The sequence below is a fragment of the Larkinella sp. C7 genome, assembly GCF_006149005.1.
Lineage (GTDB): Bacteria > Bacteroidota > Bacteroidia > Cytophagales > Spirosomataceae > Larkinella.
In genome coordinates, this window is record NZ_VBSL01000002.1 from 737236 (window position 1) to 760632 (window position 23397).

Genomic DNA, 23397 nt, shown 5'->3' on the forward strand with positions numbered 1-23397 from the left:
GGCTTTCCGGGCGAATCCGAACCCATCTGTCCTCATCCTAATCGACCCATCTGCATGGAAGAAAGCGAAATTCTAGCCAAACTGCCCAAGGCTTTTACGGAGTCGGCACTTCGTCAGGAAATGCTAACCCACGGAAAATTCATCACGGTCAACAAAGATGATACCCTGGTTCGGGAAGGGCAATACCTGGATTTTCTGCCCATCGTTATCAAAGGCGAAATCCGGGTATTTCAGCAAAAAGAAGACCGGGAAATTCTGCTCTACTACGTTCGGGAAGGCCAGACGTGCATGATGTCGCTTTCGGCCGCGTATTTCAATCACACCAGCACATCGTATGGAGTGGCCACCAAACCGTCCGAAATCTTTGTTTTTCCCACCCGGCTCGTCAACGAATGGCAATTGAAATATTCTTCCTGGAATGCTTACCTGATCCAGACCTTTCGCAGTCGCTACGATGAATTGCTGGGATCGTTTGAAAGCGTCGCCTTTGATCCGATCGACAAACGGGTTCTCTCCTATCTGACCGACCGGGCTAAAAAAGAAAACACCCCACAAATCGCCATTTCCCACCAGAATCTGGCGTATGAACTGGGCACAACCCGGGTGGTTATTTCCCGCATCCTGAAAGGGTTTGAACAACAGGGTAAAGTCAAACTGTTCAGAGGTTCTATTCAGCTAAAATAATTTTTGCTTTATGTATCTTTTGATACCGTTTTTTGGCGGTAGGGTGGTATAGATTTGTCCTGACCAACCGCTAAAGGGATGAAAACGTATTGTATCCACATCATTTTTCTCCTCTCCTTTTCCGTTATGCAAGCGCAATCGAACCCTGGCACCCCTCCGCCAAAGAGGCTGACGTTTCTCATTCACGTTACCCAAAGCCAGGACCCTACCCGGGCTGCCCTGGCGTTTCTGGTCGCCAAAACCGCCCTCGACGAAGGCCACGCGGTCAATCTGTTTCTGGCGGGCGACGGCGTGAAGCTGTTACAGGAAGAAACCCTGAACCAGTTAACCGGTGTAGGGACCGGAAACCTCCGAGAGCATTACGATGCCATTGTGAAGGGAAACGGACGGTTTTACCTATCCGGCAACTCCGCGAAAGCCCGGGGAATGACCCCGGCTGACCTGCAAGGCAAACCGGCCGAATTTGCCTTGCCCACCGTGCTGATCAGGTTGGCCACGGAGAGCGACCGGATGTTCACGTATTAACCATTACAAACTCCATAAAACCATGAAAACTCTCCATTGCCGGGACGTTGGCTTCGATTGTGCAGGCGTTATCAAAGGCACCACCGACGACGAAGTATTGCAACAGGCGGCTGAACATGCCCTGACGGTTCACGGCCTGACGGTTACGCCGGAATTGGCCGAGCAGGTCAAAACGTTGATTAAAGAGGAAGCCTGATAACCGGTCGGAAGGGTCCGTAAAAAGTTACAGCTGCTGAACGAGCAGGAAGCCTTTTTCTACTTAGCAATCCGACGAAACGGGGCACGGCTAGTTTCCCTGTTTCGTCCTTTTATTTCGCCGGCGCAGGGTAAAACCCAGAACTGAAGTGAATCGGAAGCCACTGAATTTGATTTTGAGTAGAAATAATTAAGCAAATATGATACATTTGTCCTGCTCTTTTCGATTCTGTAGCCTTCTTTCTCATGACCATTACGCGTGCCGAACTTGTCCGGCAAATTCATTCGGCCTATCCTGGGGATGGGTATACCCTTTATCATGCACACCGATACGCAACGACACTGGAATTACTCAACCGGTTTTCGGCCTCTGACACGCCCCTCCTCGACATCGGAGTTTCCCGCCTGACAGACCTTTTGAAAACCCGCTTTAAACGCCCCATCGATACACTGGGATTTGAAAAAGAAGGACCAACCCCCTACGGACACCACTATTTTTATAACCTCAACGACTGCCAGTTTCCCGACCGCTACCGAACCGATTTGCCCCAATACGGAGCGATCGTGATGGCCGAAGTGATTGAGCACCTATACACCTCACCGTTATTGGTATACCCATTTTTAAAATCGTTGTTGCAAAAAGACGGTATTTTAATTGTCCAGACTCCGAATGCGGTAGCCCTCCACAAAAGGGTAAAGATGATGCTGGGCCAGAATCCGTATGAACTAATCCGAACGCAACACGACAACCCCGGTCATTTTCGGGAGTATACGGCTGAAGAGTTATATCGGTATGGGCAACAGGCAGGATTGACTCCTGTACACGTTTCATTCAACAATTACTTTGATTACCGATACCGACCGATCAACGGAGAACACCCCCCTTTTCCGCAAAAAAAGTGGAGTTATCTGAACCGTTTCTTCAGCCTGATGCCCGCCGGATTCCGACCCGGCCTGACGGTTGTGTATCAAAACAAGATAGCTTGAACGAATTTCAAAACTGCCGCCATTCGTCCACCTATTCAGGTCATTTGTTGGACAAAAGCCCTGTCATTTTGCGATACTTTTGCCAAAACAAATGACTGATTGATGGCAAATGTTCTCAAAAAAGCCGTATCGCAGCTAATCGATAAACTTTCAACGCCTTCACACGTCGTGGCCATTCGGGCCTGGCAACCGGCAACGCTGTATGAAGTCGACGTTCATCTTCCTACCACGGCGATGGAAAAATGGACCACCATCCAGCGCTTAAAATGCAAAGTCGCGGAGTTTGAATACCGGGATTATACACCGGCCACCTGGAACGCAGAAGAAAGAATTTGCACCCTCTATATCGAGGCCGGACACGACGGAGCCGGAAGCCGCTGGGTTCAGCGGCTAAAAAAGGGCGACAAGATTCCCTTAGGCGTTGCCCACGCAGCCCAGGTACCCACGAGAGAAGGGAAAATCCTGTGCCTGGGCGATGGCACCGCAATCGGGCATTTTTTAGGAATGAAGCAGTTAACCGACCGAAAGCGGTTTCCGATGGAAGTAGTGATTATACTGCCTGAAATTTACCAGCTACCATCCTCTCTGGTAGCGAATAATCCCGAATTTGAATTTATCTTCAACCCGCACGGAAACAGCCTGGAAACCCTGGAACAATGGGCGGTATCAAAAGAGTTAAGCGCGTATACCTCGGTTTATCTGGCAGGCCATACACCCCTGGTGAAAAGCTTGCGGAAAAAGCTGAAGGCAATACCGGACGTCCGGGCGACATTCCAGGCCCACGGGTTCTGGTCATAAAAAAAGCAGCATGGCGACCCACGATATTCCCTTCTTTCACCTGGAAGAAACGCCGTTTGGAATAGGAATTCTTTCCCTGGAAGACACGACCACACCGGAGCATCTGAGTGACAAAATCATGGCTCCCCACCGCCACGACCATTATTGCTTTTTTTTCATGGAAAGTGGTTCCCTAAATTTTAGCGTTGATTTCCAGAATATAGACATCCAACCCTCCTCTCTGTTGATAACCCGGCCCGGACAGGTTCACGAAGTCGGGTTTGCCAACGATCATCTGACCGGGTGGATGCTTGCCATTGATGCGCACTTTATTGACGAAAAGGTCCGCAGTGTTATCGACCAATCCTTTGTGAAGGTCATTTTACTCCAGTTGGACGAGGCTGAAAAAACAGCGGTATGCACCCTTTTCAATCTGATCCATTCAACCGAACGCGAGAAATCATCGGCAAACTTTCACCAGCAGCTTCTCCAAACGTTGATCAATGCCCTTTTTTACAAAACCGTACTGATTTTTCAGGCGCAGGAGGATCAACGCATTCAGCACCATTCATCCCGGAGTCTGGAGATTACCAGGCGGTTTCATCAGTTGGTGAAAGACCATTTTCTCCTTCTGAAAAAACCCGCTGATTATGCGTCAAAACTCAATATAACCGTCAGTTATCTGAACGATACCGTCAAGGCGGTCACCGGGTTTTCTTCAACCTACCTCATCCAGCTTGAAATTTTTCGGGAAGCCCAGCGATTCCTGGTGTATACCACCAAAAGCGTCAAGGAAATTGCGTTTCAGTTGGGCTACGAAGATGAGAAATACTTCATCCGGTTGTTCAGTAAAACGATTGGGACATCGCCGGCCAGTTTTAGAAAAAAGTATCGATGACGTTCACCGTTATTTTTTTCAGATAAGGCAACAGGGATTCGAAGCCTATGCAAAAGATGGGTATCTTGGACGCCTGTTTCTCCCATAAACCGGTAAGCAGGAAACGTCTTTTATTACCCAAAATCATGGAAGCTCCTTTCGATACGCACTGGGCCGACGAGGCCCGGCTTACGTTCAATCAACTCCCCACGGAGGTACAGAACGCTTTTTTGCGGCAACTGCCGAATCTGGTGGCCAGTTATGCCAGCCTCTACGCCCAACGCCCGGAAGACTCAAAAGTGGTCGGGACCATTTCCCACATGCAGGCCCCGGACTGGAATTTATGGCTGCGAATGGGTACGGAATATGCGGAAGCCGAAACCGGCCCGATCCTGTTTGTCAACGAGTTCTCGTCATTGTCTCCGGAAGACTTTGAACAATCGGTAGCGACAGCCCGGCAGTCGGCCGACCGGGTCAATGAAGACGGGAACGCGGCCGGGTCGCCGATGTGATGAAGTGAATTGAACAGATTTTTATCTGCCTCAATCCGCCCCATTCGTGTGCTCATTTTTAGTTTCAATCATCCTTTTTTAGGCCGTGGCAAAACCCTTTTTAAAGCGTCGAACCAGGTCTGGGCTATTTTTTCGGCCCCCTGTGCGTTCGGGTGGACTTTATCGGCGATTGCATCGGTTTGCCAGTCCCAGCCTTTCTCCTGATTAACCAGTATTACATTCCTGCTGTTCAACTCTTTAACCATCACTCCGATTTGCTCGTTGAGGGCTGGAATGTAGCTGTACTTCGGGAGTTTACCACTGGAAATAACCTGAGCCACCAGGATGACAACCCGCGGATTGATGGCCATCAGTTGGGCAATGATGGATTTCTGAGCTGTAACAATACCGGCTACCGGATTTTCAGTATCAAAATGGTTGTGACCGGTGTGCAGCAAAACGATGTCCGCAGGAAACCGGCTGTAAAGGCTATCCGCACTGGCTGCCAGAAACTCGGCATTTTTGCCCCCGTAACCGGCGTTATAAACCGTGTCCGTTGGGGTGGTACTGACCTTGGGGCCAATAAATTGGACGGAATACCCCGCCTTCCGTAGTTTTTTCTGAAGCGGAAAAAGATAGGAAACAAAATCAGCACCACCCTGAGTAATCGAATCACCAAAACCCAGGATCGTGACCACTTTCGTGGTCGTGTCCTTCTGGCTTTGCGGTGAATGTCTTTGAAAAGCAGGGTGATCAGTCAACCGGGCCGACACGGGAGTTGAAAGGAATAAAACGAGAGAAATCAAACAAGCCTCAACCGATCGCATCATAACTTTTAAGTAACGTCTCCTACCCTTTGATGTCCAGTCGGTCGCACCAGCCGAGGAAAGTCGTGTAGGTATCATCCAGAATTTTTATTTGCTCCGCCGGAATTGCCTGGGCCTTCGCCCGGCAGACCAGTTCCAAAGGTACTCCTCTTTTCTTCAAAAAGTATTTGGCGCTAAGCGGATAAAATTTCGAGATAATGGGTTCGGTTCGGGTAATTTCGGCCTGAATCCAGTCGAGATCCGCTTTTTTCGAGGGATCGTTGGCATTCCGGCACAACCAGCTATGGATTTCGGGGTAAAAATTACCGGAGATCGGCGACATGCCCCGCGCTCCTTTTTGCAGCGATGCCACGGCGGTAGCGGTATGCGCATTGTAAAATTCCAGTTGGGAACCGCGGGCGATTTCCAGTTTGGTTTCAATGTTTTTCAGATCTTCGGAGGTGTCTTTGTGGTAGATCATCCGCTTATTGGAAACCAGGGATTTGAACACACCGGGCGAAAGAAGCCGCTTGTAGGGATTCGGGCATTCATACGTCCCGACTTTCATAGTACCCGTTTGCGAAAGAAACTTTTCAAAATTCTCCGTCAAAACCGCATCGCTTTCTTCTTTCCCCGCAAAATGACTCGAAATCAGAATCACGCCATCCACGCCGGTATCGTGGATTTTTCGGGCAAAATCGGCTTTTGCGTTTAGCGTATCCCCGAATGAGCCCGTCGACACCACCGGGACTTTTCCGTTGACCCGCTTCACCACGTGCCGGGTCAGGGCAATTCGCTCCTGGTCGGTCAGAAAGTACATTTCACTGCTCAGGCAATTGGCAAAAAAACCTTTGGCTCCGGCCTTCAGGTAAAAATCGATCAACCGGGAAAGCCGGTCGTAATCAATGGCGGAACTGGAATCGAAGGGGGTAATCATCACCGGAACGAACTTTTTTTCGTCCCGCCCGATTCCGCTGGCTACGGTTTTTGCCTGGGTCGTTGCGGGCAGAAGTGTCTGGGCACCGGCGAGAACGGCCACGGCGGCCGGGGTCATTTTTTCCAGAAATTCCCGTCGGGAAAAGGGAGTAAGCGGTTTCATTTATCATCAGGGTTTAGATTGGGATGGGAATGCTGATGTGACGGATCGAACGGATTCACACAGATAAAAAATCCGTTTTAATCCGTTCGATCCGCCACATCAACGTTCCCTGGCTTAAGAATTAATACTCCAAACCAGGGCAATTGGTACTCCCGATCCGCCCTCTTTTTTTTCAAGTCCTTCCAGAACCGCCTTCCGGGCCGAAAATAGGCGGATTTTGAGAGTAAATATCCCTTACCAAAGCACCCAAACGACCGTTTTGCAATTTATTTTTTAAAAATAGAAATAATCGTAGTACACTATTGGCATAGGAACGTATATGTAATGATTAAACCGACGCATCCCATCTCTATGACGTCCCTGTAACGATTCCTGATTATTCCAAACCCTATTTATTGCATGAAAGGATTAGTTTTACCAGACACTGGTACACCCTTCGCATGGTTCAGCAAGCGGTGTACCCTGCTCACCGCTATGGCCCTTGTGGCGACCACGGCCCATTCGGCGCCGGTTCTGCGGTCGGCAACCCCGGAACGAAAAACCGGAACGATCGAGCGGAGCCGGTCATTGCCCAAACCGGTTGAGGGCATCAAAGGGAAAGTCACCGACGAAAAGGGCGATGCACTGCCCGGCGTCAGCATTTTGCTGAAAGGCACCCAGAAAGGAACCACCACCGACGCGGGGGGCAACTTTTCGATCGATGTGCCTTCGATGAATTCGGTGCTTGTGTTTTCGTTTGTGGGATACACCGCGCAGGAAGTCCCGCTGGCCAACCGCACGAACCTGGAAATCAAACTCCTGGCGGAAAGCAAGGCCCTGGACGAAGTGGTGGTGACCGCCCTTGGGATTCGTAAGGAGACCAAATCCCTCGGCTATTCAGTCACCAAAGTAGATGGCGAAAGTTTTACCAAAACCCGGGAAACCAACTTTGCCAATTCATTGAACGGCAAGGTAGCGGGAGTCAACATCAGTCCGGCAGCTACAGGTCCGGCCGGTTCCAGCCGCGTAACCATCCGTGGTAATACCTCGATTTCGGGGAACAACCAGCCGCTATACATCATCAACGGGCTGCCGATGGACAACACCCAGTTCGGAGGACCGAAAAATGACAACCCGGACTTTGGCGACAACATTTCCAGCATCAACCCCGACGACGTCGAAGACATCACGGTTTTGAAAGGAGCCACGGCTGCGGCTTTGTACGGTTCCAGGGCCAAAAACGGGGCCATTGTCATCACGACCAAATCGGGCAAAGGCAACAAAGGACTCGGCGTTGAATTCAATACCAACAACACGTTTGAAGTTCCCTTTTTTCTCTGGGAGTTACAAAAGCAGTACGGCCAGGGCTACGGCGGGGTAAAACCGGCCAGCCAGCAGGATGCCGCCAACCACGGGCAAAACCACTGGGGCGCGTTGTACGACGGTTCCGAAACCATTCAACTGGATGGAGTGAAACGGCCTTATTCCTACGTGAAAGATCAGGTGCTGGAGGATTTTTACGGTGTAGGACAGACCAATACCAACAACATTTCGTTTTCGGGCGGTGGCGAAAAGGGCAGTTTCCGGCTGGGGATCACCGACATGCGGAACAAAGGCATCATTCCCAATGCCAGCATGAGAAGGAACAACATCAGCCTGGGGCTCAACCAGAACATTTCCAAAAATCTGAACCTGGCGGCCAATGTCGATTACATCAACGAGCGCGTCGATAACCGCTACGTGTTTACGGGCAACTCGGGGAACAGTGCCGGAACGATCCTGTATGTCAACAGCAACATGCCGACCAGCGCCCTCTCGCCGGGCTACGATGACAATTACAAGGAGAAGGTTCTAGGGACGGATTTGAACGCAACCAACCCGTATTACACCCTCAACCGGATTAAAAACCAGACGAACAAAGACCGGTTTATCTCCACCGTGAACCTGCGGTACAACCTCTTCGACTGGCTTTTTATTCAGGGAAAGGTCGGGCAGGATTACTACGGTTTCATGACCAACAAAATTGTACCCGAAGGAACGGGCTACCGGCCGGCGGGCCAGATCGACCAGTCGCAGCAGACGTTCTGGGAGCGGAACTTTGAAGGGCTGATCGGTTTGAACCGGAGCCTGAACAAGGATTTCGACCTGTCGGTGAATCTGGGTGGTAACCTCATGGCGCAGCACCGGTATACGACGACGATTCTCGGCTCCGGTTTCGTGGTTCCGCAGTTGCACGTGATCAACAATACCGCCAACCGCAACACCACGACGGCCACGTACGACAAAAAGATTAACTCGGTTTTTGCCACGGCGGAACTGAGTTATCGCAACTACCTGTATCTGAACCTCACGGGCCGCAATGACTGGTTCTCGACCCTGAACCCCAAGTCGAACAATTTCTTTTACCCGTCGGCGGGGGTGAGTTTCGTGTTCTCGCAGGCGTTTGACATGCCCCGGGCCATCAGCTTCGGCAAGCTGCGGGTTGCCTATGCGGCCGTGGGCGGTGATACCGATCCGTATCTGCTCAACCTGACGTATGGATTGCTGCCCTACAATTACGACGGTCGTTCGCTCGGAACCATCAACCAGTTTACCGTACCCAACAGCAGCCTGCGGCCACTGAGTGTCAACGAGTTTGAAGCGGGCCTGGATCTGCGGTTATTCAACAACAAGCTTGGTTTTGACCTGGCCGTTTACAACAAGCTGACCACCAACGACATTGCCGTCGAGAGTATTTCCTCCACCACCGGGTATTCGGGGGTGTCGGTCAACGTCGGCGAAATCCGCAACCGGGGGGTTGAATTGCTGGTTACAGCCAAACCGGTGACGACCAGCAACTTCCGCTGGGACGTGTCGTTCAACCTGGCGTATAATAAAAGCAAGGTGCTGAAGATCTCGAATACGTCCAAAGAACTCATTCTGGCGACCTCCACGAAAGCGTTCATCAAGCATGTCGAAGGCGAGGAATATTCGCAGATTGTCGGTCGGACGATCAAACGGGATGCGCAGGGTCGGGATGTGATCGATGCGACCGGACTGCCGATCGTTCCCACCAATGTGGTTTCCTTCGGGTCCGGGATCAACAAATACACGACCGGGATCATCAACAATTTTGCGTACAAAAACTTCACGCTGTCGGCGCAGGTGGATGGCAAATTTGGCGGTAAGATCTACTCCGAAACCAACTACAGCCTCGACCACCGGGGTATGTCACCGCACTCACTGCTGGGACGGGCAGCGGGTGCCGTGCTGCCGGGCGTGACCGAAAGTGGTGAAGAGAACAAGGTTCTGGTGACGGCGGACCGGGTGAATAACCGGGCCATCATCGTCCGGCGACGGGATGCGCTGGACGACTACATTTACGACGCCAGTTTTATCAAGCTGCGGTATGTATCGCTCACCTACGCCCTGCCGAAGTCCCTCTACGAAAAAATCGGGTTTGTCAAGGGTGCCAGTGTCTCGCTGGTGGGCCGGAACCTGAGCATTCTGATGAAACACACCCCCGGACTTGATCCCGAAACGAATCTTTCGGCCGGGAATGATCAGGGGATCGAATCCACGCCTTTGCCGCCAACCCGGAGCTACGGGTTTAATGTGAATTTGAAATTCTAGTTTCGTACCGGTTATCCTAAATTGACATGAAAAAGAGCATTTATATAGTTTTCACCGGCTGCCTGTTTTTTCTTTCGGCCTGTGACAATGGGTTTGAAGACCTGAACAAAGACCCCAACGCGGTTACCGCCGACCGGTTCAACCCCGCGTATCTCTTTACGACCGGACAGTATAACACGGCAAAGGGCGATGAAGCCACCAGCCTGAATTATGCCGAACCGTTTGTTCAGCACATGGCGACGCTGAGCAACGTGGGCATTTTTGATTTTCAGGGCGATAAGTACGTCTACCACAAGGGCAATAACGAGGCCATGTGGAAAGGCACCTACAACGCCATTGCCGGTTCGTCCAAACTGATCGAGGATGTGATTACGCTGTCGAAAGACAAACCGCAATACCACAATCTGTACCACATGGCCCGGATCTGGAAAACGGTAATTTTCCACCGGCTGACGGATATGTACGGCGACCTGCCCTATTTTGAAGCCAATCAAGGCTATTACCAGCAGATTTACAAACCCAAATACGACCCGCAGAAGGACATTTATGCCCACATGCTGAGCGAACTGGAAGATGCCACCGCCAAACTTGACGCCAGCAAGACGCTCTACACCTCGTCCGACATCGTTTACGCAGGGAACATTGCCAAATGGAAACGGTTTGGCTATTCCATGATGCTTCGTCTCGGCATGCGGATGTCCAAAGTAGACCCGGCGGCTGCCGAATCCTGGGTCAAAAAGGCGTTTGCGGGGGGTGTTTTTACGGCCATCGACGACAACCTGTTTATCAAGGGAACCGACAAAGCCGGGACGCAGGAAGTGCTGACCAACGGACAGAGCTGGACGTTGAGCGTGTCGGGCCGAAGTCCGGGTAAAATCGCCAAGACGTTTTTCGACTACATGAAAAGTCACAACGATCCCCGGCTGAAATACACGGTGGCGGTGTATACCGATCCGACCAATGTGGCGACCAAAAACACCGACCCGGCGGTTCAGAAAGGTATGCCCAACGGTCTGGACCGGATTACGCTGCCCAAAGACCCCAGTTATAACCCGACGGCTCCGGGCCAGGAACACCAGTTTTCGGGCGTTAACCGGGATGTGTTTGCCAAGCTCGACGGGCCGCGGATGTTGCTGACGTATGGCGAAGTCCAGTTGCTGCTGGCGGAAGCCGCCGTCCGGGGCTGGATTCCCGGCGATGCTGCCCAGTTCTACCGGAACGGGGTGACGGGCGCGATGAAGACGCTCCAGCAATACGACGTGTCGGCCACCATCCCGGATGCGGACATCACGGCTTACTTAACCGCAAATCCGTTTGTCGGTGTTGCCGATAAGGAAAAAGCGTTCGAGCAGATCAATTCCGAGTATTGGGTGGCCACCTTTCTGAACGGCTACGAGTCGTATGCCAATGTCCGTCGTTCCGGCTATCCGAAACTAACCCCCGTCAATTATCCCGACAATGAAACCGGTGGCACCTACCCCCGCCGGTTGCGCTACCCGGACGACGAACCGGTTTTGAATGCCGCCAACTACAATGCCGCCGTGGCCCGTCAGGGAGCGGATAATTACAAAACCCGGGTGTGGTGGGATAAATAGGAAATCGAAATACAACGCAGGGTACTGGATCGTTGCGAACCTGCTTAAACTAAAAACCCGCTAACATCCTGTTGGCGGGTTTTTCGTTGGCGTCGTCTACCGATAGGGTTGATCCTTAATCAGCCGGATGTTGTTCAATTCGGGCAAATCCTGAACGGCATCACCCGGAATGACACCCCTGGCAATCCAACTGGTAATGGTGCTTTGCGGGATAGCGTATTTTTTGGAATACCGGGCGATGGTCAGCCATTCGGCCATGTCGAGTTCAAAGCCGTGTCCCTTGATGATTTTCAGGCTTTCATCGGATGCTTTTTCAAACGCAGCCAATGCTTTTTCTTCACTTACTTTTTCCGTTATCATATTCGATCGGGTTATCGTGGGCGCGTGGCTCCCGGTTTTAGTCATCATCTGGTATTTGATTTTCCAGCCATTCTACAATCTTTTTGTGTTTTAGGTAGCGATTAATCCATTTGGTTTCTTCGTCCGTTGCTTCAAGATCATAGTAGCTCTGGTCGAGTAGCCGTTTGCAGTATTCCATCTGCGCCCGGTGTGTATTAATCAATTCCTGTAAATTTTTCCTGGTCATCCGGTGGTGGATCGTCTTATAAAAATAACACTTGCGTAATTACTACGCAAGTGTTTAAGAAACATTTTCCATTGCCAATAGTAAAACCGCAACCGCCTGGAAATACAGTCCTTCAAATTCGGGGTAGCCACATCCCCATCGTGGCTCCAAAAATCCCAATGGCCATGATGACGGTACACAGAAAAATGAGGGCTGCGGTGACAAAACGGAAGGTCTTATCCGTTTTTTTCTGCGCATAAAAATACATCTCCAGCACCAGCAGCGAAACCGGAAGGGCATAGGTAAAAACGGCCAGCGCCGTGAGAAAAGGGCCGGTGAAGGTTTCGGGATCAAAACCGACCGGGCCACCGTTGATCAGCAACCAGCTCATCAGCCCCACCCGGAAAAACCAGACGCCATTGGTCACCATGAACAACCGCAGCGCCCAGACCCGGTGCTGGTCGAACCGGCGGGTTCTGGCGGATCGGATGGCGAGTAAGGCAAACAGAATGATGTAAATCGCCTGGAGGCTAATGCTGATTTTCTGGGTTAAATCGCCGATGGTACCGCGCGTCCAGACCATGATCAGCCCCGCCAAACTAACCACGATGGCCGTGGTGACGTAGGTCCGTCCGAGCCAGCGATGAAACCGGGGGAAGTTCTGACGAATCGGCGGCATGAGTTGAAGCGGTCCGCCAATGACCAGAACAGCGGCCAGCAGAACGTGGCTGCCAACGATGAGATTGCCTTTCCAGTCGCCTTCGACATAACCGTGTGGCAGAACCCGGTTCCACCGCGCAAAATCGCCCGTCAGGGTGGTTTTTCCGTAAAACAGGAGAATGTAGAATCCAAAGAGCCACTGCCCCACTGTTGCCACGACCAGCCAGGCAGTAGCCGCGAAAGTCAGCATTCGGGTTGCCGTCGAAGCAGTTGCTTCTCCGGATGAAAAGATGGTAGTTGGTGTCGTCATAGCGAAAAAGCTGTTCAGTTTTCCCTAAACCTAAGACGAACCGGTTTTTCGCCGGGTAGACAAATGTCCTATTCGGATGAGCGGTTGGACTGGGGGATGGACGTCAGGAAGCCAAACCGCTCCGGAGTCGGCTCAGGTGCCGCTGCGTAATGCCCAGATACGAAGCCACATACCGCAACGGCACGTGCTGGATGATGGTGGGTTTCTGCCGGAGAAATTTCCGATAGCGATCTTCGGCCGTCAGACTGGTCATGTCGTTGATCCGGCTCTTTTCTTCTTCGAGGTGTTTTTGCAGAATCTGAATCGTGTAGTCTTTCTGCGTCCGGCTGCGGCTGGCCCCAACATCCACATCATCCCGACTGATGCGAAGCAGTTCGCAATCGGTAATGCAGTGCAGATTTTCGTTGGAAACCGTGCGGTTCATAAAATGAAAATACGACGTAAAAAACCGGGAACCCTCGTTAAGGTCAGTCGTGATTTCGTTGGCGTCTTGATCTACGTAAAAGTTGCGCATATACCCCGAAACGATAAAGTTATGGTAGCGGGGAACCTGCCCGGCGGGTTCGATGATCGTGTCTTTCGGCACAAAAACCGGCTGGAACAACTGCCGAATGGACGCCTTGTCTTCGTCGGGCAAACTCAAGATCTCTCCGACATAACTGAAAAACCGCTGGTAGTAGTGTTCCATCGTGAAAGCGAGTAAGGCTGGCGATAAGGAAAGCAAAATAGCGGTTTAAAACGAAAATTCTACCGAATCGTATTTTCCAGCACCACGATCGAAGGCCCGGTGGTCAGCCATTTTTTGCCCAGCCCGGTGGTGTCGCCCTGCGGGATAAAATACACGAACGAACCCAGCACCAGGTCAATGTCGCCATCGGCATCCATGTCACCGGCATCCATCACCACCCAGCGTCCTTTCGGGGCTTCGGGAAACGAATAATCGTCAAATTTTAACTTTCCCTTGTTTTCCAGATAGACAAAGCTTTCTTCCGGATAGCGGCCATAGTCCGGGAAAAACGAAATGGCCGCGATATCCAGGTCACCATCCCGGTCAAAATCGCGGACCATCGCTTTGTAAGCGCCATTCAGTTGGTAGAAATATGCCTGTTTGAAGTTGGATTTCCCGTCATTCAGATAGATCGAGATGCCGTGGTACTTCTTCAGGATCGGCGTTTTATCGGCATTGTCGCCACTCACATACACGATGTCATCAAAACCGTCTTTATTAAAATCGACCAGTTCCATGTGCTGTGACCCGTTGAGGGGCAAAAAAGTCAGCAAGCGTTTTTCCCTGAACGTGCCTGAGCCCTGATTTTCGTACAGAAAAACGCCCTCATCGCCCTGCGCCATGAGTACATAAATGTCAGGTAAACCGTCGTGGTTCGCATCCCGGATGATGGCCGTAATGGCACCGGGTTTGTCCCGCAAAACCCGCCGGTCGTAGCCCCCGCGCCCATTGCTGGCATACCACGCCAGTTGCCCGGTCTGGTTGCCAAATTCACAGGCCACCACGTCTTCAAAACCGTCTTTGTTCAAATCGCCGTAGGCTACGCAAACGGGTCGGCGCAAACCGGAAAGGGCGATGTTACCCAGTTTATAGCCCGGTTCCGTGCCATTTTTCACCCAGCGCAACAGGGCACCGTCGGGCGCATCGTTCGGGAAGATGCCCTTCCCCACCGTGGTGATGTACAGATCATTGCCCTTTTCATCAAACTGAATCGGCGTGGCACCCAGCCCCAGGCTAAGCCGCTCGTTCAGGTCGGCGGTGAGAAAAGTCAGGGTATTGCGGGTGCCTTTGCCGTCGTTAAAGACAATCCCGCGCTTGTCGGGCAGAATCTTAACCAGGGTCGTCAGGGCGGGGCGGTGCGCCAGGGACGGTTCCCGGAGCTTGAAATGCCGGAGTCCCATCCGGATTTTGCTGTTGCGGACGGGCGGCTGGATCGTATCCGGGGCATTGTCGAGGTAATAGGCTTCAATTTTGCGCCAGTCCTCCAGCGCCAGAACCGGTTTTTCCGGATAGATTCGGGCATTCCGTACGAGGGTGCCGCTGAGGCCGGGTTCAAACAGACTGTCGGGCCGGACGCCCTCGCTGTAGATCCCCATCCGATGCCCCATGGCCGGCAGCACATCCCGCCAGTTCGTTTTCGAAAGTAGGTCAGGACTCACATAGGCATGGCATCCGCTGCAATGCGCCATCGCCAGTTCCTTGCCGGAGAGGCCCGAAACCGGGATGTCGCTCAACGCAGTCTGGTCATTCTGCTTTTTCGCCGTACAGGAAAGGAGGAGGTAGAATACAATACAAAAGGGTAGCCGTCGTCTCATGCACAAAGAAACCGAATTCGGGCGATTGGCGACACAGGAACACGCAATCTTTTGGCCTTTTCCCTACCCATCTAACGGCCCCTTCTTTCTCCAATCCCATCGTTCAGGTTTACTTTCCAAACAGCAAGGCAAAACCGACATCGAACGATAGCTTCTGGTATTTCTCAGTTATCGGAGTCACTGTCAAGGTGTTGGGGTTCGGTTGCTGGAAACCCTGGTTTTTAGCATGGTAAAATGAATACCCAAAACCGGCAGACAAAAGCACGTTGCGGTTGATAAACCAGGCTGCGCCAACCGCCGGAACCAGATTGGTTGAACTCCCTTTCAGCTTTATGTCATTCAGATTGAGGAGGCTTTCGTAGCGGATGGCAGTGGAGTTGTAGGTAAAGCCAATCCCGGCAAAGGGTTTAACGTTCGAATTGCCCACATAGTAGCGGATGAAGGGTCCGATGCCGATGGATCGATTGTTGTAATCCGATGGGCCAGCCTTATAGCTATTGCTGGTATTTGAAAAGGGCACAGAAAGGCCCGCCAGCAGATTTTTAGCCACAAAATAGCCCGCCGATGGCGTCAGGTTCACCGACAGCGAATGGCCCTTAAACACTTTGAAGCGTTGGTACGTCAGATTGCCCACCTGCGCGCCCACTTGCCAGCGCCCTTTTTCAGTTTGAGCCAAAGCCGCTGAGACGAGTGTCATCAGCAGCAGGAGTGTAAAACCGGTCGTTTTCATATCGATTGGTTTGGAAAAGTATATTAAGATTTCAATAGTACAAAATCTTATGAAATAATTATAATACGATCCAGTGATTTGTAAATAATCCAGACCAAGATTCCGTTAGCCACGTTGAAGGCATTCGACAAAAGCGATATAGCGGGGTTAAAATTGAATGAAAACCAGGAAGAACGAACCGGGATGCACTTATTTAAAAAACTCCGGCATCAGGAGAAAAACGGCGACGGCATGAGTGCCGATGAATGGGAATGGTATAAACGCAAGCAGAAGGAAAGCGACAAGTATAAAGTTCGAATTATTAGAGGCACTTATAAATGCGAAGAAAGATAGCAATAGTTCAGAATAAAAATAGTGTAAACAAGATACTAACTTACACTATTGCTTATTAACTATGGTTATTAATAATGAGACTATTACATTAAGTGTGTCAGATTAAAGGAGTTTTTTTACCTTCCATCTGACAACTATTGAAAAGCAAACGTTCGATTTTGACGCCTTCAAGAAGAGCGCAGCCGCTCGTTTAAAGGCCGGAGACGGTCTATTATGTCGTGATGGCATTCTAACAGAAACTGGGCCTACGCTATCCCAAAGTCATTGTATCCTGGCGTCGGAACTGGCCGCGTCTATCAAACTATTTTCAGTACAACAAAGACATCCGTCGAATTATGTACACGACGAACATGATTGAGGACTTTCACCGGCAGCTATGAGCGGTCACCAAATCGAAAGGGGTTTTTCAGTCCGACGAAGCCTGATAAAGGACTTGTTTTTAGTACAGGAGAATATCACCAGTAAATGGAATAAACCGGTGCATAACTGGAATCAAACTCTAGCCCAATTATCAATTATCTTTGGAGACCGGCTTAAACTCAATTTATAACTCTGACCCACTTAATGTAATACATCCCAAAGCTGGACAACATTGTATTTCAACTTTAAAATAATTAGGCATTGAATTAAAAAAACAAATCAACCCATCAGATTCAACTTGTATTTCAATATTTAGTCCGGTTTTGTCTCCAACCTTCCCTCCTGAATCGTCACATGATTAACATTACCGTCTAGAAAAATATCATACACCACTTTTCCAGCGTGACTTCTAGGCGCTGACACAACAACACCTTGTGTTCCTTTTTTTGCCGATTTACTGCTGGATTTTAATGTAATTATATCCCCTACTTCAAAAAAAGTTTGTGTATGAAGGTTATGTTCTGATCTACTTAAACAACTTTCTAACTGAAGACTGCTCGCAAACCCACGACATTTGACAGCATACAGTGTTTTACCAAAATGGGTAATAGGGCCATGGTTTATAATACCCTGGGTACCAACAGGTATCCCTCCAATACCACAATTGCAAATTACTAAATCACCTATAGAAAACATATTAGTGACAATTTATTGGTTTAACATGGTTTTCTTACTTGAGTTAAATACTGATTTTATGTTATTCACAGAAGTCTTGTAAGTTGCATTGTCACTGAGATGTGCGTTTTCAGTTAGAATTGCTGAAAAAATCTTCAGATGAGCCGCTCTAGTTTTATTTTGTATTATTCTTAAATCAGAATCTGTTTTTATAATTCTTCCTGAAATAGTGGAAGTAGAGTCAGTAGGATTTGAAGAAATATCAACTCCGCTATATTTTGCCAATGCGTCGATCGTTAAATTCATGACAGCAAATGTGGCTTTAGTTGCTTGTGTTGCATCATTTCGTATGCCTTTCACTGTGTATTCCCCATTTTGCTCCATAACGATAGCAATATCAGAGTTACCAATGGCGGTTTTACCCTTTGCTGAATTGGCAACAGCCCGCCAATACTTTTTATCAGCACCTGCAACTATCGAAGCGAGTGGGTCATTTTTAATTGCAAGGAACGGTTGTGCTGTAGGACTTGCCTTCCGGGTAATCTGTTTCGTCGTCAACACGATATCATCGACACTTACTTGATAGTCATTATTTTTAGTAGCATTCGGTATGATTTCTTTTGTTAATCTATCAATTTCCCAACGCAAATACTCACCTAAGGACGACAATCGAAAAAAACCTAAATTTAATAGATACAACGATTCACGTAATTTCTTAGCAGTTTGAATTTCGTAATCCTCCGGGCTGGGAGCCTCTTGAACAGGTTTAACAAGGGAATTATCGTAGGTTGACAAGGCTAACCGGTGCTGAAAAATGACAAAGTTTATGGTTGTATCAATTATATCATTACCACCCATTTTCAGCGTATTCGCGATCTCAGGTGATAAAGTCGGGGGTAACTTGTCTAATAATTTATCGATACTATCTTTGACGGCCTTAATTTTTGAATCTCTGAATAATTTTTCGAGCCTACTTTTTTCGGGATTCATGGACCGCCTTGAAAGTTCATTTAAACTCGAATCCAAATTAGCCTTTATAGTACGACGTATGATCTCATAATTTCCGCTTAGTATATTTTCCCGGGCTTTTACTTCAAGAGGTCTTATTTTTTCTTTCCAGAAAGCTGGAGATTCTGTCAAAAAAGAACGATCCAGGATTTTCACACTCACCTGAAGGCGAGAGGTGCAACCTAGTGATAATAAAGAGATAAATAGAAAGCAAAATAGATTTTTCATTACAAGAATATGTTATTAGTAACTTTTGACAGATGAATTACGATAATTTGCAAGCCAATCTTGTGCATCATTCCAGGTGATAAATGGTTTTGAATTCCCATTTTCTGCCGCTATTTGATTCATAAATTGCAACAACCTGTATTTAACCTGTGTAGTATCTTTACTTTCCAGATCATTTAATATACCATCTCCTATGGCAATAAACAACTCATTCTTTGCAATCTGAATACTGGAATCAGTCTGCAAGTCCGTCAAGTGTTGCTGTTTTTCACCCGTTGTGAGACTAATTAAATTACTCAATGTATTTTTTGACTGCGTGATATTCCCGATTTGTTCAGCAATAGCATCGGCATTACTTGACATGATCAGAACAAGTTGCTTATCTACATTTTCTTCATTGATGGAATTGACTTTCAATGAATCCGCCACAATGCGGCCGTTTTTTGGCTGTGTAAATTCATTAAAATAGGTATCAATGGCATCAGATTTAAAATATCCTGAATAATACCTTGTCTTTGAGAACAGGAAAGTACTTCCCCTTACCTTAATTTTGTAGTAATTTGGCAAATGTTCAAGATGATCTCGAAAAAAATGGTGTTCGTGAATACGGGTAAAACACCCATAAAACGTAAAACAAACTAATACAATAATGCAGGTAGAGAAATAGCTTTTCATGTTAGATAAATGGTTTTTATCTAAAAATTTGACAGGTGGAGAATTTGTATATGCTGTACAAATATCAGAATAAGCGAGTCAACGTCACTAGGGGCTATTTCACCCTTTTTTTTGGGAAATTCCCCGTAGTGACCCTCTATTGAATGCTTGCAACATTTTCAATTCGTCACCTCTACATCTCGGCCCTACAGCGAACGGCCAACAGCGGAGACTTTCGGGCCAACCTGTCGCGGGGCGGCAGCGGCCATGCCATCAAACTAACGGATGCCGAAAAAGAAATGTGCGTGAAGGCCGCCAAAGCAGTCGGTTTAGAATTTGCCGGGGTCGATCTGATCCAGGAATTAGGCACCTACAATTCGGTCTACGTTACCGAAGTCAACGGCAATCCGGGAACAGGAATTAACGGCAATCCGGGAACAGGAATTATTGATTTAACGGGGTACAACCACTTTAAAGATTTGGTGGCGCATCTGGAGTTAAAAACCGGTAACACGGCAACAGCCGCAACCACGACCCCGGAAACCACGACCACCACCGAAAAGACAGAATCCGAAGCCCATCAATACCCAATGGCGTACTTAACCCTTGCTATTCTGGAACGGGATAACAAACGGCTATCACCTACTCAAAGTGCTCAACTGTTTTTCTACAAACGAAAATACGGTCACGTCAATGTCTAATATCTAACTTTAAACACAATTCAAAAATGGAAGAGAACGAAGAATTAACCGGGATGCACTTATTTAAAAAGCTCCGGCATCAGGAGAAAAACGGCGACGGCATGAGTGCCGATGAATGGGAATGGTATAAACGCAAGCAGAAGGAAAGCGACAAGTACAAAGGCAGAATAATTAGCGGCACGTATAACCCAGACAAAATAGGTGGCTCAGATTCGGAATTAAATTAACGTTGAGTAAATAGCAATCCCGGTTGGCATCTGCTGGCCGGGATTCCCCTAGAAAAACTTGGTTTGAAGCAGAGAATGTTTTATAAAATTTCGAAATTCTTTATCTATCGACCAGAAAAATCTTATCTTATAAGGAGTATTGAAGTATACTAAATTATAAATACACTAAATATTTTTATTGAAATTTTTATCAACAATTCATGTTAATAAAAATATGATATATAGAAACTTTATCCTCGTTTATCATATAAAAAGTTCGACCTATCTTAAGCTGACTTCCAATATTAAAATTATCCGATATATCAGAAAAATCCCCAATTCTTGGGTATTTAGTTTTCGCATTTAGCGCAACAAATTTATATTTATTCCAGAGCTCTAAAAAATCGCTAGCTTCTGAATAAACAACAATAAAATTACTTTCTAATCCATTTGGGTCATAATCAAATATCTTTTCTAGATGAGAATGTATCTTATTGCTATCTAAATATCCTAAATTTAGTCCCTCAAATATACCCAAAGTCAACCCAGAAGGTGAATCTATTTTTATATCTATCTCACCTTGAGATTTACTCGAAGGAGAGCTTCCCCATCTTGATTGGTCTTTTGTTATTAAACCTCTATTCGAAAGCATTGTAGATATATAACTATTTCTGCTATCTTCTTTTGAATTTACAATTTTATGATTGCCTTGTAGTTGAGAACATGCAATAATTAAATGTTCAAGTATTCTTTCCCCAGGTCGCGGCTTTTCATATCCTTTAAGTAAGGAAGATATTGAAACATCGTCCACACTCTTTTCACAAACAGTATTAGTTTTGCCTCTATTTTGGAATTTTTTTAAAAGGCCATATTTATAAAAAAATGGATCTAAACTATTACCACAAATCCTACAATTACAAGGTATTTTTTCAAAATAATCTTCATCTTTTTTCAATTTAATAGAATCAAAAATAGTAGCATATTCTCTCCTAATTATCGCAAGTAATGACTCACTTTCTTCTCCACTAATATACACTTTTATCTTTCGATCTATTTGTTGACTAACTATTAAGGCTAAAGAATCTTCGAATCTAATAACAATTCCATTCTTCCAAAAATACCCCCTTTCTATCGAGAGAAAATTCCTACATATAAATCTTGGCATTAATCCCGCAGGCATAAAAGAAAAATCATATTCAAACTTTAAACGAGAAAACTTGATTAAGTCATCAAATGATGCACTGATCTCAGATTGTAATAATTCAGGTATTATATATTCATAAGTCCCAATTAGATTAAAGCAAATTTCAAACCGTTCCATCAATTTTATTAACTCAAAATGCTTATCCCTTGGATAAACATTTTGATCCCAAATACCCTCAAGTTGTTTTAAGGAAAACTTGCCATTATTTTTCTGTATATCTCTATTGTCAATTAATTTATAGAAAGCATTTGTGGCCCAATCCGGATTTAATATGACTATATTTTTTAGTGCCTCATCTTTACTGTAGTGTAGAATATCTCCAAGATCGTGAAAATAATCGCTTAAAAATACTGCTCTGCTTCCCGGAATTTTATATAGGCTGCATATTTCTAAATACTTTTCATATGTAATATAATTTACACCAATATTATTAAGTCTATTCCTTATGTCAATCCAAACTTTTGGCAATTTATCACCTAGATGTGGAAGCTTTTTAAAAACATTTATTATTGCAATCCTTAAATCATCAATACCAGAATTCATCACACAACTTACTTGGTAAAATCCAGCAATATTAGGAAACTTTCTTTTTAATGTTTCTTGATCAATATGTTTAGTCCTAACATCCGATTTATTCATAACAATAATTATAGAGCTATTTTCACTCAAAATATTAATTGTATTAAACCAGTACTCAAAACCACGGTATTCTTCTTCTTTTCTAGCATCCCAAACAAATACATAAATAGATCTTTTTGTAAGAAAAAATTGATGAGTCGAATAGTAAATTTCTTGACCTCCAAAATCCCACATATTGATCCTAGCCTTTTTATAATATGAAGCATTATCATCATAAGGCAAATTAGATTCATTATTTTCTTCATCCTTAACCTCATAATATCCCTCTAATTCTTCAAAATAACCTTCATCGTAAAGGTCACCAAAATCAAACTTATTCTTTTCAATCTCATAACTATAAAATGGGATATCAACATTCCAATTCTTTATATTAATCCCGTGTGTGGTTGATTCTTTCCCTTCAATTACAGCAAAATTATCATTAATATTTTTTTTCATTAGAGATGTTTTACCTACATCACCTTGACCTACAAAAATCATTTTTGCCTCAAACAAACTATCAGTGTATTTAGAGAGCAAAATTTCACGATAATAATGATCTATATAAATATATCCATTTTCAATAACATAACTTGGAATACCTTCTAAAATTGAATTTCCGGTAAGCACAACATCTTCAATAAATTCAATATTATAAATATCTTTTGGAATTTCTGAAAAATTATTATAAGACAAGTCTAAATATATTAACTGTAAATTACAAGGAGATGAAAAACCAATACCATTTATATGATTTAAGGAATTATAACTTACATCTAAATATTTAAGATTATATAGAAGATTTATTGAATCAGGAAGTATAGTAAGATTATTAAAACTCAGATTTAAATCATTAATATAGATCATTCCAAAAACTTCTTCCGGAACTTCCCTTAGTCCTAATCCACTTAAATCTAAAGAATAGCTTTTATTTTCTTTTGCCAATTGTATTTTATGCCGAACAATATCCTTATTATTTTTCATTATATTACTCTTTAAAGTACAACATATTACTGAAATAAATAAAGAAATAGCTTTCTTATGAATTGTTACTTTTAGGAATTTCCTAAGTTTCATGTGAACAAGAAACTTACCAAAATAGATAAAAAATAAATATTTATGAGGTGTATCCCCTTAAATAGAGATTGTACGGATCAATACCAAAAGTTGTGGATCATCTTGGTTTAAGCATATAA

24 protein-coding genes are annotated in these 23397 nt (G+C 46.4%); 13 read left to right on the forward strand and 11 right to left on the reverse strand.

What is annotated here, in order from left to right; translation table 11 throughout:
• Positions 1-54: 54 nt before the first annotated feature.
• The 7 genes from FH871_RS08210 to FH871_RS08240 all read left to right on the forward strand — a co-directional run bounded on the left by FH871_RS08210 (position 55) and on the right by FH871_RS08240 (position 4557).
• Positions 55-684 carry a Crp/Fnr family transcriptional regulator gene (locus FH871_RS08210; protein ID WP_138990941.1) on the forward strand — a complete coding sequence of 210 codons (630 nt, stop codon included), beginning with the start codon at positions 55-57 and terminating at the stop codon, positions 682-684.
• Between the two features lie 126 nt (positions 685-810).
• Entirely contained in the window at positions 811-1209 is a 399-nt protein-coding gene (locus FH871_RS08215) for a DsrE family protein (RefSeq protein WP_229317126.1), read from the forward strand.
• 22 nt (positions 1210-1231) lie between these two features.
• Positions 1232-1405: a DUF1059 domain-containing protein gene (locus FH871_RS08220; RefSeq protein ID WP_138990943.1), complete on the forward strand. Its 174-nt coding sequence runs from the start codon at positions 1232-1234 to the stop codon at positions 1403-1405.
• Between the two features lie 245 nt (positions 1406-1650).
• The gene (locus tag FH871_RS08225; RefSeq protein ID WP_138990944.1) at positions 1651-2391 is read left to right on the forward strand and encodes a methyltransferase domain-containing protein; all 741 of its coding nucleotides are present in this window, start codon (positions 1651-1653) and stop codon (positions 2389-2391) included.
• A gap of 102 nt (positions 2392-2493) precedes the next feature.
• Positions 2494-3189, forward strand: coding sequence for a siderophore-interacting protein (locus FH871_RS08230; RefSeq protein WP_138990945.1), 696 nt, complete (start codon positions 2494-2496; stop codon positions 3187-3189).
• Positions 3190-3199: 10 nt separating this feature from the next.
• Positions 3200-4066 (forward strand): AraC family transcriptional regulator, encoded by an 867-nt coding sequence (locus FH871_RS08235; protein ID WP_138990946.1) that lies wholly within the window; start codon positions 3200-3202, stop codon positions 4064-4066.
• A gap of 125 nt (positions 4067-4191) precedes the next feature.
• Positions 4192-4557 carry a hypothetical protein gene (locus FH871_RS08240; protein ID WP_138990947.1) on the forward strand — a complete coding sequence of 122 codons (366 nt, stop codon included), beginning with the start codon at positions 4192-4194 and terminating at the stop codon, positions 4555-4557.
• Positions 4558-4625: 68 nt separating this feature from the next.
• Here FH871_RS08240 and FH871_RS08245 read toward each other — a convergent pair whose 3' ends face one another.
• On the reverse strand, positions 4626-5234 hold the full coding sequence (locus tag FH871_RS08245; RefSeq protein WP_171062795.1) for a GDSL-type esterase/lipase family protein: 609 nt from the start codon (positions 5232-5234) through the stop codon (positions 4626-4628).
• A gap of 151 nt (positions 5235-5385) precedes the next feature.
• Positions 5386-6441 carry a dihydrodipicolinate synthase family protein gene (locus FH871_RS08250; RefSeq protein ID WP_212768204.1) on the reverse strand — a complete coding sequence of 352 codons (1056 nt, stop codon included), beginning with the start codon at positions 6439-6441 and terminating at the stop codon, positions 5386-5388.
• Between the two features lie 399 nt (positions 6442-6840).
• On the opposite strand from FH871_RS08250, the gene FH871_RS08255 reads away from it, so the two are divergent.
• Together FH871_RS08255 and FH871_RS08260 are read left to right on the forward strand one after the other, a co-directional pair.
• The gene (locus FH871_RS08255; RefSeq protein ID WP_138990949.1) at positions 6841-10032 is read left to right on the forward strand and encodes a SusC/RagA family TonB-linked outer membrane protein; all 3192 of its coding nucleotides are present in this window, start codon (positions 6841-6843) and stop codon (positions 10030-10032) included.
• A gap of 26 nt (positions 10033-10058) precedes the next feature.
• On the forward strand, positions 10059-11627 hold the full coding sequence (locus tag FH871_RS08260; RefSeq protein ID WP_138990950.1) for a SusD/RagB family nutrient-binding outer membrane lipoprotein: 1569 nt from the start codon (positions 10059-10061) through the stop codon (positions 11625-11627).
• A 96-nt stretch (positions 11628-11723) separates the two neighbouring features.
• Here the strand turns inward: FH871_RS08260 and FH871_RS08265 are convergent, their stop codons facing one another.
• From FH871_RS08265 to FH871_RS08285, 5 genes are all read right to left on the reverse strand, one after another.
• Positions 11724-11987 (reverse strand): hypothetical protein, encoded by a 264-nt coding sequence (locus FH871_RS08265; RefSeq protein WP_212768205.1) that lies wholly within the window; start codon positions 11985-11987, stop codon positions 11724-11726.
• A gap of 338 nt (positions 11988-12325) precedes the next feature.
• Entirely contained in the window at positions 12326-13162 is an 837-nt protein-coding gene (locus FH871_RS08270; RefSeq protein ID WP_138990952.1) for a DUF2306 domain-containing protein, read from the reverse strand.
• A 103-nt stretch (positions 13163-13265) separates the two neighbouring features.
• Positions 13266-13850 carry a Crp/Fnr family transcriptional regulator gene (locus FH871_RS08275; RefSeq protein WP_138990953.1) on the reverse strand — a complete coding sequence of 195 codons (585 nt, stop codon included), beginning with the start codon at positions 13848-13850 and terminating at the stop codon, positions 13266-13268.
• 59 nt (positions 13851-13909) lie between these two features.
• Complete coding sequence (locus tag FH871_RS08280; RefSeq protein ID WP_138990954.1) at positions 13910-15484, reverse strand: VCBS repeat-containing protein; 1575 nt, start codon at positions 15482-15484, stop codon at positions 13910-13912.
• 109 nt (positions 15485-15593) lie between these two features.
• Positions 15594-16214, reverse strand: a complete 621-nt coding sequence (locus FH871_RS08285; RefSeq protein WP_138990955.1) for a porin family protein — start codon at positions 16212-16214, stop codon at positions 15594-15596.
• Positions 16215-16328: 114 nt separating this feature from the next.
• Here FH871_RS08285 and FH871_RS08290 point away from each other — a divergent pair, with 114 nt between their 5' ends.
• The gene (locus tag FH871_RS08290) at positions 16329-16547 is read left to right on the forward strand and encodes a hypothetical protein (protein WP_138990956.1); all 219 of its coding nucleotides are present in this window, start codon (positions 16329-16331) and stop codon (positions 16545-16547) included.
• Positions 16548-16786: 239 nt separating this feature from the next.
• A complete protein-coding gene (locus tag FH871_RS34145; RefSeq protein WP_138990996.1) occupies positions 16787-16927 on the forward strand; it encodes a transposase in 141 nt (46 codons plus the stop codon).
• A 292-nt stretch (positions 16928-17219) separates the two neighbouring features.
• On the opposite strand, the gene FH871_RS08300 is transcribed toward FH871_RS34145, so the two are convergent.
• Genes FH871_RS08300 through FH871_RS08310 form a run of 3 tightly spaced genes read right to left on the reverse strand, consistent with a single transcriptional unit; the run spans position 17220 to position 19493 of the window.
• A complete protein-coding gene (locus FH871_RS08300; RefSeq protein ID WP_138990957.1) occupies positions 17220-17603 on the reverse strand; it encodes a hypothetical protein in 384 nt (127 codons plus the stop codon).
• A gap of 12 nt (positions 17604-17615) precedes the next feature.
• The gene (locus FH871_RS08305; RefSeq protein WP_138990958.1) at positions 17616-18818 is read right to left on the reverse strand and encodes a hypothetical protein; all 1203 of its coding nucleotides are present in this window, start codon (positions 18816-18818) and stop codon (positions 17616-17618) included.
• A gap of 15 nt (positions 18819-18833) precedes the next feature.
• The gene (locus tag FH871_RS08310) at positions 18834-19493 is read right to left on the reverse strand and encodes a hypothetical protein (RefSeq protein ID WP_138990959.1); all 660 of its coding nucleotides are present in this window, start codon (positions 19491-19493) and stop codon (positions 18834-18836) included.
• 143 nt (positions 19494-19636) lie between these two features.
• On the opposite strand from FH871_RS08310, the gene FH871_RS08315 reads away from it, so the two are divergent.
• Together FH871_RS08315 and FH871_RS08320 are read left to right on the forward strand one after the other, a co-directional pair.
• Positions 19637-20173, forward strand: a complete 537-nt coding sequence (locus FH871_RS08315; protein WP_138990960.1) for a RimK family alpha-L-glutamate ligase — start codon at positions 19637-19639, stop codon at positions 20171-20173.
• A gap of 26 nt (positions 20174-20199) precedes the next feature.
• Positions 20200-20400, forward strand: a complete 201-nt coding sequence (locus tag FH871_RS08320; RefSeq protein ID WP_138990961.1) for a hypothetical protein — start codon at positions 20200-20202, stop codon at positions 20398-20400.
• 190 nt (positions 20401-20590) lie between these two features.
• Here FH871_RS08320 and FH871_RS08325 read toward each other — a convergent pair whose 3' ends face one another.
• Entirely contained in the window at positions 20591-23185 is a 2595-nt protein-coding gene (locus tag FH871_RS08325) for a COR domain-containing protein (RefSeq protein WP_171062796.1), read from the reverse strand.
• Positions 23186-23397: the final 212 nt, after the last annotated feature.